The following is a 14,152-nucleotide window of genomic DNA, read 5'->3' on the forward strand; positions in this document are numbered from 1 at the left end:
CCGTGGTCAGTAACGTCATGACCTTTTTCAGTAAGATATTTTCCTATGGCATTTTTCAGTTCAAGGCCGGCGTGGTCTGTTGCTAAATGTATTTTCATATTCTTATCCGTCAATGGCTGCAAACTCCTTCATTGTGGTAACAGGATCATCAGTGCCAAACACACCGGAACCTGAAACAACAATATCGGCACCAGCATTGGTCACCTCTCTGGCGTTTTGGAGCTTTACATCACCATCCACAGAAATTTCGGGGCGGCCATTCTCCATCTTATCAACCCATTCACGAACCTTGGCAATGCGGTCCATCATTCCAGGGATAAATGTCTGACCGCTGAAACCGGGCTCAACCGACATCACCAGCACCAGATCCACATCTTCCAGTGTATCCTCTATCGTTTCAAGATCGGTGCTGGGCCGGAGTGTAATGCCCGGCCTGACACCTTCGTTCCGAATCTGCTGAAAAACTTCCCGCACTTTTGGACATGTTTCAATATGAACGGTGATCATGTCTGAACCGGCTTTGGCAAAATCAGTGATGTAGCGATCCGGGTTTTCGATCATGAGATGCACATCAAGAATTTGATCTGTCGCCCGCCTGACACCTTTTACCACCACCGGACCCATGGTGATGTTGGGGACAAAGTGCCCGTCCATGACATCGATGTGGACCATGGAAGTACCTCCCTCCTTGCACTGATCCAGTGCAAGAGAAAGATTGGAGAAATCCGCCGAGAGTAAGGAGGGTGATAACTTTATCAAACTTGGTTTCCTCTTTGGTAGAATTTAGACAATACTCAAAACGGCCAAAAGACGGGAATGAGAAATGTGGCTAACAACCAAAAAGCAATATTAAGGGGTGTTCCCACTTTCAAAAAATCCGAAAACCGGTACTGACCGGGACCGTAAACCATGAGGTTTGTTTTGTAACCCATAGGTGTGGAGAAAGATGTGGACGCACCAAAGGCCACGGCAAAAATAAACGGTCTCACATCTACACCCATTTGACTAGCAATAGAAAAAGCGACAGGAACAAGGGCAATTGCTGCTGTATTATTTGACATAATAGAGGTGATAAACGCTGCTACAAAAAAGAGTGAAGACATGGCAGCCCGAGGAGCTAATTCATCCGGGAAGAAATGAGCAAAAGTGGCAATACTCGAACCAAGAATATCGGCGGCGCCGGACCGCTCCATAGCAATCCCCACGGGAACGAAAGCGGCGATGAGAACGATGACCGACCAGTTCACGGAACGATATGCTTCCTGAACTGTAATAGCTCGAAGAATAAGAAGAACTACTGTGCCGATGAGCGCCGCTTGGAGAATATCCGTTTTCCCTGATACTGCAATGAACATAACAAGAGGTATGATGGCAATTGCCAGCCACCAGAAGCGTACCTTGTGCAGGCGAATGTCGTGCTCCTGAAGTATCGCCAGATCGGGATTGTTGAACAGAACCGAAAGACTCGACCGCGGCACAAGAATCAGCAGTGTATCGGCGAACTGTAATGGAATACGTGCGATCTTCTCTCTCAAGGTTTTCCCTTCCCGCCGCACCGCCAAAACGAAAGAACTGAATTTATTGCGGAAGTTAATATCCTTCAGCGTGTTACCGATGAGACTCGAATCCTGTGTAACCAATCCCTCTACGATGGTGCTCTCACCGCGTGTCAGTTCGGTCTGATTCATCTTTGTGTCCGTCAGCATAAGCACTTTCTCTTCCTCCCGGAAGCGGACGAAGTTCGTCAGCGTTCCCCGCGCAATCAGGATATCTCCCCCTCGCAGTTCCTGATTCCTCAGATCGTTCTCGATGCGGCTATCTCCTCTAATAATGGCAAGAATCGTAATATCATATTTCTGATTGACGGCACGCTGCAGACACGTGGATCCGATGAGGGGTGATCCTTCGCCGATCTCGAACTCCGTAAGATAGGCGGACAAGTGGTATTTGCCCGTCAGGCTTGAGACGCCCGCCCGGGAAGATAGAATCCTCGGCACCAGGAAAACATTGTAGACAGTACCGACTGCCATGAAGATCAGTCCCATGCCAAAGAACTCGAACATCCCGAGAGGTGGAAGCCCCTGCTGTTCCACCATTGAACTCACCAGGAGGTTTGTTGAAGTGCCGATGAGTGTCAGCATGCCGCCGTAGATTCCGGCGTACGAGAGAGGAATAAGGAGTTTCGAAGGGGAGATCTGGAATCGCTGGCTCAAGTGCATTGCCAGCGGGATAAAAATGGCGACAGCCGCAGTGTTGTTGATCAGTCCCGAGATGAAGCTGGTCGCCACCAGGAACAGGCCGATGGCAACCCAGGCGTTGCCGGCAAGACGGCTGAGGCGCTCAGCCAAAACTTCCACAAAGCCTGTTTTCACCAGGGCAGCGCTGAGAATAAACATGAGACCCACGGTGAGCACCGCCTTGTTGCTGAAGCCGGAAATAGCCTCATCAAGAGAGAGAAACCCGGTTAGAAGCAGAACGGTCAGCAACGCAAGCGCTGTGACATCCATAGGGAACAGCTCCCAGACAAAAAAGACGAGCGCCACGGCAACGATGACCAGAAATAGCAGTGGTTCACCAAACATAAGAAGGATACCTTAAGTCCTGTTCAACCTCGTGATTTCACGATGCGACCATTGTCACTATCCTGTGAATATTCAATCACATTAAGTAGTCTATCGATGATAGAATCTATTCGAATCCTGTTGAGAAGAATGATGATGAAGATACCAAACTCCTCATCGGGAAGAATCTGCTCAAACTCATCAAACAGGTCGGTCTCATACAGCAAAGTATCGATATTCTTACCGCTTTTCAGAATATCATCAACATAATCTTGAATCTCTAAGAGATACTCGTGCAATTCCTCACGGTTAAGGGTTTTGACCGATTTCAGTTTCATCCCAGCAGTGCCGCTTCGTCTACCTTGTCGATCTGCCCCTCCTTCACATATTCATCAGCGTACTGCTTGTATACTCCTTCTTTTACGAAAATCTCAAACAGGTCTTTATCAATGTGGTAGTCATTACGCATGAAACCCATGATGCGCATAGCCATAGATAGCTTCTTCCCGTCCTTATAGGGTCTGTCCGCGGCTGTGAGTGCCTCATAGACGTCGGCGATAGCCATCATTTTCGCCTGTGTAGTCATCTCCCTTTCACTCAGTCCCTGGGGATAGCCCGTGCCGTCTAGTTTCTCATGATGGCCTCCAGCGAATTCGGGCACCTTCTTGAGATGCTTTGGATAAGGAAGTTCATCCAGCATATCAATAGTAATGGATATGTGATCATTGATAACCTGGCGCTCCTCTGGCAGAAGGGTGCCCTTGGCAATATTCAAGTTTTGCACCTCCTCCTCCGTGAGAAACTGCTTCTTCCTTCCCCCCTCTTTATACGGATAATTCGCTATATCTATGACCCGCTGCTGCAGATCCCTTGCCATGTATTCACCGCCAACATTGCACTTTTCGATGAATTTTTCGTCATCTCCTATCTTTCGCAGTCTTGATCTGTACTCTCTTTCAAGCTTCTTCAGTTCTCCGTTATCCGAACCGTTAAGCTTGAGCTTTTTCTGAAGATAATCTATCTTCGCGTCCCGTTTCAACACTTGAAATCGCGTCTTCACCGTCTCGATGCGATCGAAGATTGTCTCCAGCTTGGTCCCCTTGTCAACGATATGGGGCGGTGTCGCCACCTTTCCGCAGTCGTGCAGCCAGCCGGCGATGTACAGCTCGTAGCGCTCTTCATCGGTCATCTGGAAGTCCTTGTATGGACCGTAGTCAGCCTTCTCCACCGCGTCAGCGAGCATCATGGTGAGAATTGGTACCCGGTTGCAGTGCCCGCCGGTGTAGGGCGACTTCTTATCGATAGCTGTAGCAATGAGCTTAATAAATGACTCAAACAGAACTTTCAGTTCATCGATCAGGTTCTTGTTCGTGATGGCTATGGCCGCCTGACTGCAGAGCGATTCCACTAACGTCTGTTTCTCCTTCGGGAAAGGAATCACGTCACCTGATTCTGGATCCTGAGCGTTCAGAAGCTGGATCACGCCGATGATTTCATCCATATGATTCTTGAGAGGCACCGTAAGAAATGATGTTGAGCGGTAGCCCGTCTTTTCATCAAACATCTTGGTGCCCGAAAAGTCAAACCCTTCTGCCTTGTACGCGTCTGGGATGTTCACCGTTTCGCCGGTCAGACCGGCATAGGCGGCAATCATGTGATGATTTGGCTTTCCATCATCAAGATAGAGTTTAACCGGATAGAACGGAACTTCCTCCCCGCTTGTGCCGCCCATATGGAAATTGAGGGAATCAGTGCGCACAATCTCAAACTTCAGTCGCTGATCATCAGTCATCATATAGAGCGTACGTCCATCACAGTTGGTGATTCGTTTCGCCTCTTCCAGGATCATTTCTAGCAGCTTGTTCATATCTTTCTCGCGCGACAAAGCGAGCCCGATTTCAGAGAAACGTTCTACCTGACATTCCAAGTCCTCTATTATCCGGCGTGTGTCCGGATCGAGACCTTCCAGCATCGCCTCACGCCCTTGTTCGGGTTGCGACTTAGTTTGCTTGCCGGCTGATTTTCTTGTTGCCATAATAATACTCCTCCTGATTCATCATCCTCAAGACAGGGAAAGTAGAAACTTATAACCGTGTGAGTTCTTTCTCAAGGAGTTGTTTCTCCCAGAAATATTGATGAGGTTAATCTGGAGTTGGAACAAATATTGGCGGAACTATAAGAGAGTCCCTGTCGTCACGATTCCAACACCAGGATATTTTCCTCGAGAATTTCTATCCCTTCTTTCAACTCCCCATCGGAGATCGTAAGTGGCATAAGGGTGCGGATCACATTACCGTCAGTACCAGCGAGGATCATGATAAGACCGGCCTGGAGACAGCGGTCCAACAGTTTATTAGCCCTCTCCTTCGACGGATTCTCAGCCGGCGTCCCGTCGCAGATCTCTAAGGAATACATGCACCCAATTCCACGGGCATCAGAAACGAAAGGTGACCGCTCTTGAAGCGCCTGAAATTTGTGCGGAATCGACCCGGAAAGATGATCGAGGCGTCCGTCACCCCGTAGTTTTTCGAGAATCTCAATGGCCCCGAGGGCAGATTGACACGCTAAAGAATTTCCGCCGAAGGTCCCTCCCAGTCCACCCGCATGGACGGCATCCATCATCTCCGCCCGGCCCGTCACTGCCGCAAGAGGAAGACCGCCGCTGAGCGACTTTGCCATCGTGATGATATCGGGCTCGAGGTCGTACCACTCGCAGGCGAACATCTTCCCCGTCCGCCCAAAGCCTGACTGCACCTCGTCCACCACAAGTACGATTCCTTCATTTGTACATACTTTCCGGAGTTCGGCTACGAATTCTCTGTTGGCCGGCATGAAGCCTCCCTCTCCCGCCACCAATTCGATGACGACCGCCGCCACCGTATCTGCACCTGCCTCATCTAACAACGCATGAAGCGAACGAATGAAGAGAGCACCTTCTGACGAATCCCGTTTATAAGGAAATGGCAGGCGCAGAACGTCCTCTGGAAATGGGCCGAAACCGTGCTTATACGGCATCTCCTTGTAGGTGAGGGCCATGGTCATGAGGCTTCTGCCGTGGAACGAATGCTCAAACGAAATAACCCGCGGTCGCCTGGTTACGTAGCGCGCCACTTTCACTGCATTCTCCACCGCTTCGGCACCACTGTTGACAAGCAACGTCTTCTTAGGAAAGTCTCCGGGAGTGATCCTGTTGAGTCTCTCCGCCAGCGCAACGTACGGTTCGTAGGGCGTTACTGTAAAACAGACGTGGAGGTAGTCATCTATTTGGTGACGAACACGGTCAAGGATGACAGAATGGCGATGACCTGTATTCAGTGCACCGATGCCGCCGGCAAAATCGAGGAAGACGTTCCCATCAACATCAGTAATGGTCGCCCCTTCCGCCGAAGCAGCATAGATGGGCACAACAGAGCCATGGGCGTCGACCACAGCTTCTTTGCGCCGTTCGGCAAGTGCCCTGCTGTTGGGACCGGGAATGTCAGTCTGGAGATTTACAGAAGCCAATTCACATCTTCTCAATCACTGTTACCTTCGACTATGGGGACAGTGACAAGAGTGTCTACAACTTAACTTAACCCCATGCTGAAAAGATACCGATTAGATCTACCACCCGGTTGGAGTAGCCCCATTCGTTGTCGTACCAGTTGAGCGTCTTGACCAGATTGCCCTCCAGTAACCTGGTAAAGGGAGCATCGTAGATGGACGAGTGCGTATTACCTATAATATCTGTAGAAACCAGCGGCAAGGTAGAGTATTGCAGGATGGGGCTGAGATGCTCACTCTCGGATGCTTCATGAACAGCTTCATTAATCCTGTCAACAGTCACATCTTCTTTCAGTTGCACCACAAGGTCAACTATTGATCCGTCCGGTACGGGGACTCGCATGGCGATGCCGTCGAGCTTTCCATCAAGTTCCGGCAGTACCTTACCGACGGCTCTGGCGGCGCCCGTACTTGTCGGAATGACGTTTTCAGCGGCCGCCCTGCTTCTGCGCCAGTCTGTGTGAGGTACGTCTGCCAGCCGCTGGTCATTGGTGTAGGCGTGTATAGTATTGATGACGCCGTACTCGACGCCGAAAGCGTCATTCAGAACCTTTGCCATGGGAGCAAGACAATTAGTGGTGCAGCTGGCGTTTGAGACTATCCGGTGCTCCGGTCGCATGTCGCCATCGTTAACACCAATGACTACCATATAATCTATTTCGTCCTTGGCTGGGACGGTCAGAATTACCCTTTTCGCCCCTGCTTCCAGATGCGGTTCTATTGTTTCGCGCGTCCTGAAAACACCAGTCGACTCCACCACCACATCCACCTGAAGCTCCCGCCACGGCAAAGCGGCAGGATTCCTCTCAGCAATCATCTTCACAGTGTGCAACTCGGTCTTGAGCGTGTCACCTTTCAGGGTAACAGTATCTTTCAGGCGACCCATGACAGTATCGTACTTAAGCAGGTAAACCAGGGCGTCGTTGGGAGTGATATCATTTATCGCCACAACCTCAAAATCATCTCTGTGATTGAGAATCCTGAAGACAGACCGGCCGATACGACCGAAGCCGTTGATGGCAACCCTCATGAGCCCTCTTCCAGAATCTGATAGCGGTCTATCAGTTCAAGGATCCGCTTGGAGAACCCCCAGCCGTTGTCGTACCACGCGATCGTTTTCAGAAGTGCATTGGCAGAAATCATGGTAGCTTTGGCATCAAATATCATCGATTCACTGCATCCGATGACATCGCTTGACACAATGGGATCTTCAGTGTAGCCGACAATTCCTGACAGGCTATTCTCAGATGCATTTTTGAAGGCGGCGTTTACTTCTGATACATCCGGCAGATTCTTAAGCTCTGTGGTTAAGTCAACACAGGAACCGTCGGGAACCGGTACATTGAAGGCGATACCGTCAATCTTCCCCTTCATTTCAGGTATGATGGAAGCGACAATGGTAGATGAGAAATTTTCATTCGGAATAATATTCTCAACCGCCGATCTGCTACGCCTCAAGTCAGAACGGACCGCATCGGCCAGAGGCTGATCCGAAGTATAAGCGTGGACCGTGGTCATAAAGGCCTTCTCAACTCCAAAATTTTCATCCAATATTTTCAGCATCAATCCCAATACCTGGGTTGTAGATGAAGTAGATGAAACAATCTTATCATCGATCGAAATCCTGTCTTCGTTTACACCGAGGATGATAACCCTATCAATTCGATCGATGGGAGGACTGGTAACGAAGACGCGCCGGGCACCTGCATCCAGATGTTTATGCAGATCGGAGAATTCCCTGAAACGGCCGGTCGCGTCAATTACTACATCCACATCAAAAGCGTCCCACGGAATCTCGCCTGGAACACCCCCCGCCAGAAGCCGGACCTTTTGTGAATCAACTCGGATATCGTTGCCTTCCAGAATGACATCATCTTCCATAGGACCGTGAACCGAATCCCACATTAAAAGGTGATGAAGCGACTCAGGCGGGGCGAGATCACTGATGGCGACGAACTGATAGCGGGGATTTCTGTAACCTATACGGAAGATGTCGCGGCCGATTCTTCCAAAACCGATGAGGCCAATTCTGATCGAAGGTTCCATTCTCAATATGAAACTATAGCAAGAATCATAATTGTCGCCAATAACTTTTTTGTAATCCTGTTACCTTTCCTCAATTGCACAATTACACTTAAGTAACTCATTCTTGAGTTACTAAAAATTACAACCATCGGACATCATTTTTCAACATTATTTTTAACCTCAATGTAGATCAGTTTTTCGATTTTGTTACGCGAGAATAGCTGATCGGTAGAGATTAGTTCGCTCTGCATCCAGATCATTACCACCAGCCGAATGTATGAATTCCAGAGTTTCTCCCGAACGATGACGGGAACCTGAAAGAAACTTTCAGCGTAAGAGATGGCAAGCGGAGAGAAAAACTATCCGCCCAAATAGATGAGGAGGAATCGTCTCTTGATGAGGCGCCCTCCTTTTTTGGTTCAACCTGAGAACAAGGAGACGGACCATGAGAAAGAAGTTAAAGGAGACAGCGGGTTTGTTGGTCTTGAGCGCCGTTATAGCACTGGCCATCGCGCTCGGCATTTACAGACATGAAGCGAAAGAGTCAGCAACTGTTGCTCTCAACATCGCTTCTGAAATTCGCCAGGAGAAACCTGATCCGATCGATCTTTCGCCCGTGACTGAGTTTGACCATAAGTTCATCGATGAATGGACCCAAGAGAAAGTGTTGTCTGAGAATGAAGAACAACATGCCAAACTCGACGCAGAACAAGGCACCTATGTAGAGGACGACCAGCCTGTGGCGGAAGAACCGGCGCTACCGGAATACAACGGTCAAGGAGATTCCGGCTACACCTTTGCCGAAGCTTTTGCCGATGCTCGTTCCAAATTAGGAGCCGGAAAAGTGTTCATCTGGAACAGCAGGGAGTTCACCACCGATCTGGCGCATGAAGTGCCAGCAGATTCCATTACCGTAGATCTGGCATCGGTTGATTCTGTCGATCTACTGGCGAAAAACAGTTCCCAACCGGAATAACAGACGTAACCTGAGAGGCGCGTAACCCTCCTCACCGCCTCACCCCGGTTACACGACGGCCGGACCGCTCGCCCGCATAATCTTGAGACTCTCGTGCGGAGTCCCGCGGGCGGGCGATTTCGGCTTACTCACACGACTGGGAGGCAAGGTCAATTCCACCTTACCCAGCCGGGCCCTCTAACGACCCGTCCCGGTGTGATGCCGGTGTGCTCCCCATCATTCAGGACGTGCCCGCCATTGACGAAAACGTGGTGAACGCCTGTGGAGTATTGATGAGGATTCTCGAAGGTTGCGTGATCCTGAATACTGTTCGGATCAAAGACCACCACGTCGGCGTAGTATCCTTCCTTCAGAAATCCCCGCTGGCGGATCTTCAGATTCGTTGCCGGCAGTCCTGACAATCTGTAGATGGCCTCGTGCAGCGGAATCACCTTTTCATCCCGCACATATTTTCCTAACAGACGGGCAAAATTGCCGTAAGCCCGCGGATGGGGATTTGATTTAAGGAAATCGCTCTCAGGCGCCAGTGAGCCGGCATCTGAATCAAAACTGACATAAGGCACCCGGATCTGCTTCTTGACGTTTTCCTCGGACATGAGGAAGTATACCACATCAACACGGCTGCCGTCTTCAATCACCAGATCCATAGCCGTATCCTCAGGCGGTGTGCCGCGCATCTGTGCCACCTCAACCAGTGTCTTCCCTATGTACTCCCTCAGATCGGGATTCTTAAAGCCGCCGAACAGCACATTGTCATAGCCCGCAAGGAGGCCAAGGTTTTCCCAGTCGTCCGTATCTTGCTGCATCTCGGCCTTGACCCGTTCCCAGATTGCGGGACTCTTCAGCCGCTCGGCCCACTTTTCGTATCCCCCTTCCTGCACCCACGGCGGCATAGAGGCGTCGAGACCGGTGGCGCCAGCAGTATAGGTGTACATATCTGCTGTGATCTTCAGACCGGCGGCGCGGGCCGAATCCATCTTGGCGATGGCGAGATCCATCTTGTAGTGATTCTTCTTGCCGCCAGCCTTCAGATGGTAAACTTCCGCAGGAATGTCCGCCTCGCTTGCAATTCGGATCAGTTCGTCCAGCGCCTCCAGCAGGCGATTGCTCTCGCTGCGCATGTGAGAAATATACATGCCGCCGTATTCAGAGGCGACCTTACACAGTTCAATCAGCTCTTCGGTAGATGAATAAAAGGCCGGTGCATAAATGAGCGATGACCCTACGCCGAGGGCGCCTTCTTCCATGGCCTGCCGCACCAGATCCTTCATGACGGCCATCTCCTCTTCGCTGGGGGGTCTATCTTCAAAACCAATTTGGTGGATGCGAAGCGTCGTGGCACCTACGAATGAAGCTACATTGGATGCGATACCCCTTCTCTCCAGGAATTCCAGGTATTCCCCCAAAGTCGTCCATGCGATGTCGTATTTGAGGTCACCCTGACTCTCTGCCTCTTCCTTCTTCATTGTTTCACTCAGAGGTCCCATTGACCACCCCTCACCGAATACCTCCAGCGTTACTCCCTGCCGGATGTCGCTCTGGGACTTCCCATCGGCGATGAGCGATTCTGTGGCCCAGCTAAGCATGTTGATGAATCCCGGAGTCACGGCCATATTCGTTGCGTCAATCTCCGCTTTGGCCTTCCCCGATAGGTTGGGGCCAATCTTTGCGATCCGATCGCCGGAAATAGCTACATCTGCAATTATGCCTTCTGCACCCGAACCGTCATAGACTGTTCCATTTCTTATAATCACGTCGTATGAAATGGGACTGTCCGGAGTGATAGCGGCCGGCGGCTGACAACTCCAGAACAACACCGCAGCAAAACTGAAGATCGACAGATGTTTCATGCTTGATTTCTCCTTATGAATGATGAACTACACTATTCATCTGTGAATAGTGATTGCATGACAACTCCGGTCGGACGGACGCTGGCGTAAGTAAGCCCCAAAAGGGCCGCGACGGACGCCGCTATCTGATTGGAGAAAACAGGCGGTTGATCTTGTATCTCACCATGGGCGGGCGTATCCGGTCCCACGACCGCGATCCATACCTCTTCGGCCCCTTCCACTTCATCGCCGTGATTGCGCCAGCTGTCCAGCGGTGATTCTCCTCGGCCGTGATCGGTGGTGATAATCAGTGTAGTGCGATTCCTGTAGCGCCGATCTGACTGAATCCACGACCAGAGAGTGGAAAGGTAGCTGTCGGTCTTGTGAGCCGAGCGGAGGTAATGGCCGTACTTCCCGTCGTGGGCGTAGTCATCGGTCTCATCGAAAGCGATGTAGAGAAGTCGCGGGCGATTCTGTTTCAGATAATGGAACGCAAGGTGGTAAGTGATGGCATCCCAACGGACCGATCCCCACGGCGGAGGGATCTGCTGCTGCAGTTGATATAGGACTGCCTCCGTCTGAGAAAGTTCGATACCCTGCGGTGGGCCGTCCCCCACGCTGACGGGAATACCGCTCCGCTTGCTGTTGATGATGTAGGGAAACACATCCCACGAACAGAACGCCGCCACCTTACCGCGGAAGCGAGGGAGATCATTCACAAACTCGAGGACTGTCCGGTTGGGATTCCACCGCTTGGCGTTGCTGTCCATGTTGGTATCTACATAGCCCACCAGAATCTCGGTGTAGCCGGGGTAGGAAAAGATGTGAGGATTCGTGAGGTAGGCTACGCTGCCTTTTTTCCGGTTACCGTAAAGCTGCCCCTTCTCGCCAATGACACTCCAGAAGAACGGCAGCAGCTTCTCACGGCGCACCGCCGGATCGGGATGCCAGAACTCGGCTCTGAGCGCCTCTATATCATCGCAGTATTTCTCGCTGTGAAGAAGCAGACTGTCAGGACCGGAAAAGATCTCCTGCCAGCGAAAACCGTCAATGGTTACAAGGATGACATTTTCCGTCTTGAGCTTCTGCCCGGCATGGATCGACACAGACAGAGAAATGAGAAGGAAAAGAACTGCTGCGAGCAACCCGTTCTTGACCACCCTTTCTGATCCCTGCCTGGAAGAAATCATCTCACTCTATCACCATTCTTTCCAGAAAGCGTTGCACTTTTGAGATATCGCCCCTGCTTGTGAGGTCAGGCACCTCTTCCGCCATGGGGATGGTGTAAACGGCGCGAGGATGTTTTGCTATCATCATCTTGATTGCTGTCGGCAGCTCTTTCTCCTGCCGTTCAGGATGGAGGGGGCAGGCCTCCAGTTCGGGGAGGATTGCATCCTGGTCGAGGCGAAAAATATTCATGCTGACGCCGACCCTTCCGGCACTGTCTCTGGCCTTTTCTACCTCCTCCGCATTCGGCTTCTCCACGATATCGGTCAGAAATCCTTCACGATCCTTCCAGATAACAGCAAACGCGTTTACCCGTTCCGGCTCCACCCCCAGGGCGTCGCGGTCATAGTCGATCATTGCGTTGTGATGGTCGTCTTTAAGAAGAGCCTCCAGTGACGCCGACGAATAGAGATTATCGCTGTTGCAGATAGTAAACTTCTGCCTGTTCCAATCGCCGCGGGACCTAAGTCCCTGTAAGACGGCATCGGCAGTGCCCAACGGTTTGAACCGCCCTTCAGGAATTGTCTGCCTTGCGAAACTGAGCTTCAGTCCCCAGACATCCCGACCGAAGTAATAAGGCTCGGTGACCTCGTCACGTTCATTGAGGACGAGTACCACGTCTTTATACCGCGCTTCGGAAGCATTGAACAGGAGATAATCGAGGAACGGGCGGCCCCCTTCACCGACGCTGATCATCGCCTTGGGCCTCATGCTTGCCTCTCTCACCAGTTTCCTGCTGAGACTTACCTCTCCCGTCGCGGTTCTCTTCATGCGCGATGAAATTCCCGCCGCCAGAATTACCATATTCCTATCCATCTTTTACCGACCCTTTATCCACATGAACAATATAGGCCTTTCCTCCCGCTTGCTCGATAGCAGCCGCCACTTCTTCCGCACTGTCTGGCGCATAGGCGAACATACAACCTCCACCCCCTGAGCCGTTGATCTTACCACCGTGTGCACCAGCCCCCATGGCCACCTCCAGCATTGTTTCAATTTTTTCCGTTGAAACACCAAGAGTATCGCGGAGAATGGCATGCTGCCGGTTCAACAAATCGCCTAATCTTATTTCGTCTATATCTTCATTTAATAAATCCAACCCTTCAGAAGTAATATCCCGGTTGAGAAGGGTCTCAGTTAGAAGGGTCATCTCTTCTTCAGAAAGATTCTCTATTTCGGCAACCTCATGGGACGTTGCTGTGTGAAGAGAAAAATCCCTGTTTTTTGATTGTATTTTGAACACCAGATCCATCACCCGCTCTTTCGATCGCGAAAGAACCGCCTGGGTATCTTTTTTCTCCAGTGAATCTCCCAACACAAACGAACCTAACCTGCACGACAATTTTTCTACAACCATTTCAGGCTCAGACGCGATATAAACAACACCACCCACCGCACTTGTGTAGTGATCCATCAGACCCCCGGCTTCATCAAATTCCTGTACCTCAGCCCGGTATGCCAGATCCGCCAATACCCTTGGCTCCAACTCCTCCGCCTGGTCACTCATGGCAGACAGATAGTTGATCCAAGATACCACCATGGCTGAAGAACTTGACGTCCCTGACTGAACGGGAATATTCCCTTTAACTACGCAGTCACAGCCGTTCGAAAAGGTAAATCCATCTTTTCTCATTGTATTGATGCCGCTTTTGAAATAATCAGCTTCTTTCGTGTAAGTAAGGTCGCCTTCCATAGAAAATGTCTCTTCCCCACCTATATCAGGTAGATCAACAGTTACTGTCATATCTTCCCGAGGCTGACCTTCTATAGTAACACGAAGTGATATGGAAGCAGCGATGACCGGAAGACCAAGATAATCTTGGTGTTCACCAAAAAGGCAGATACGGCCGGGCGAAGAGACGATCAAGATCTATTCCAGACTTTGAACAGACCGACGGAAGCGGCAGTTGCCAGCCCCACCAGGAAAACTCCCGAGGAGGATCCGTAGATGATGTGACCGGTACCGAGTAGGAATCCATAAACCGCCGAGC

General features: G+C 50.8%; 12 protein-coding genes. 1 reads left to right on the plus strand and 11 read right to left on the minus strand.

All coding sequences use genetic code 11. The features are described from left to right. Positions 1 to 102: 102 nt before the first annotated feature. From rpe to QF669_06465, 7 genes are all read right to left on the minus strand, one after another. Positions 103 to 759, minus strand: coding sequence for a ribulose-phosphate 3-epimerase (gene rpe, locus QF669_06435; GenBank protein MDP6457067.1), 657 nt, complete (start codon positions 757 to 759; stop codon positions 103 to 105). A 35-nt stretch (positions 760 to 794) separates the two neighbouring features. Continuing rightward, a complete protein-coding gene (locus tag QF669_06440; protein MDP6457068.1) occupies positions 795 to 2,582 on the minus strand; it encodes an SLC13 family permease in 1,788 nt (595 codons plus the stop codon). A gap of 23 nt (positions 2,583 to 2,605) precedes the next feature. Then, positions 2,606 to 2,899 carry a hypothetical protein gene (locus tag QF669_06445; protein ID MDP6457069.1) on the minus strand — a complete coding sequence of 98 codons (294 nt, stop codon included), beginning with the start codon at positions 2,897 to 2,899 and terminating at the stop codon, positions 2,606 to 2,608. Next, positions 2,896 to 4,533, minus strand: a complete 1,638-nt coding sequence (locus QF669_06450; GenBank protein MDP6457070.1) for an HD domain-containing phosphohydrolase — start codon at positions 4,531 to 4,533, stop codon at positions 2,896 to 2,898. The genes QF669_06445 and QF669_06450 overlap by 4 nt, the downstream gene beginning before the upstream one ends. A 221-nt stretch (positions 4,534 to 4,754) precedes the next feature. Beyond that, positions 4,755 to 6,065 carry an aminotransferase class III-fold pyridoxal phosphate-dependent enzyme gene (locus QF669_06455; GenBank protein ID MDP6457071.1) on the minus strand — a complete coding sequence of 437 codons (1,311 nt, stop codon included), beginning with the start codon at positions 6,063 to 6,065 and terminating at the stop codon, positions 4,755 to 4,757. A 67-nt stretch (positions 6,066 to 6,132) separates the two neighbouring features. Beyond that, positions 6,133 to 7,134, minus strand: coding sequence for a type I glyceraldehyde-3-phosphate dehydrogenase (gene gap / locus QF669_06460; protein ID MDP6457072.1), 1,002 nt, complete (start codon positions 7,132 to 7,134; stop codon positions 6,133 to 6,135). Then, a complete protein-coding gene (locus tag QF669_06465; protein ID MDP6457073.1) occupies positions 7,131 to 8,150 on the minus strand; it encodes a glyceraldehyde 3-phosphate dehydrogenase NAD-binding domain-containing protein in 1,020 nt (339 codons plus the stop codon). The genes gap and QF669_06465 overlap by 4 nt, the downstream gene beginning before the upstream one ends. 424 nt (positions 8,151 to 8,574) lie before the next feature. Between QF669_06465 and QF669_06470 the strand changes: the two genes are divergently transcribed. Beyond that, positions 8,575 to 9,105, plus strand: coding sequence for a hypothetical protein (locus QF669_06470; GenBank protein ID MDP6457074.1), 531 nt, complete (start codon positions 8,575 to 8,577; stop codon positions 9,103 to 9,105). Positions 9,106 to 9,254: 149 nt separating this feature from the next. Here QF669_06470 and QF669_06475 read toward each other — a convergent pair whose 3' ends face one another. Genes QF669_06475 through QF669_06490 form a run of 4 tightly spaced genes read right to left on the minus strand, consistent with a single transcriptional unit; the run spans position 9,255 to position 14,028 of the window. Beyond that, on the minus strand, positions 9,255 to 10,955 hold the full coding sequence (locus QF669_06475; GenBank protein ID MDP6457075.1) for a D-aminoacylase: 1,701 nt from the start codon (positions 10,953 to 10,955) through the stop codon (positions 9,255 to 9,257). A 32-nt stretch (positions 10,956 to 10,987) separates the two neighbouring features. Continuing rightward, positions 10,988 to 12,124, minus strand: coding sequence for an alkaline phosphatase family protein (locus QF669_06480; protein MDP6457076.1), 1,137 nt, complete (start codon positions 12,122 to 12,124; stop codon positions 10,988 to 10,990). Between the two features lies 1 nt (position 12,125). Further along, positions 12,126 to 12,977, minus strand: a complete 852-nt coding sequence (locus QF669_06485) for a sugar phosphate nucleotidyltransferase (GenBank protein ID MDP6457077.1) — start codon at positions 12,975 to 12,977, stop codon at positions 12,126 to 12,128. Then, on the minus strand, positions 12,970 to 14,028 hold the full coding sequence (locus tag QF669_06490) for a galactokinase family protein (protein MDP6457078.1): 1,059 nt from the start codon (positions 14,026 to 14,028) through the stop codon (positions 12,970 to 12,972). Before QF669_06490 ends, QF669_06485 begins: the two co-directional genes overlap by 8 nt. Between the last annotated feature and the right edge of the window lie 124 nt (positions 14,029 to 14,152).

Source organism: Candidatus Neomarinimicrobiota bacterium (assembly GCA_030743815.1).
Classification (GTDB): Bacteria; Fidelibacterota; Marinisomatia; order Marinisomatales; family S15-B10; genus UBA2146.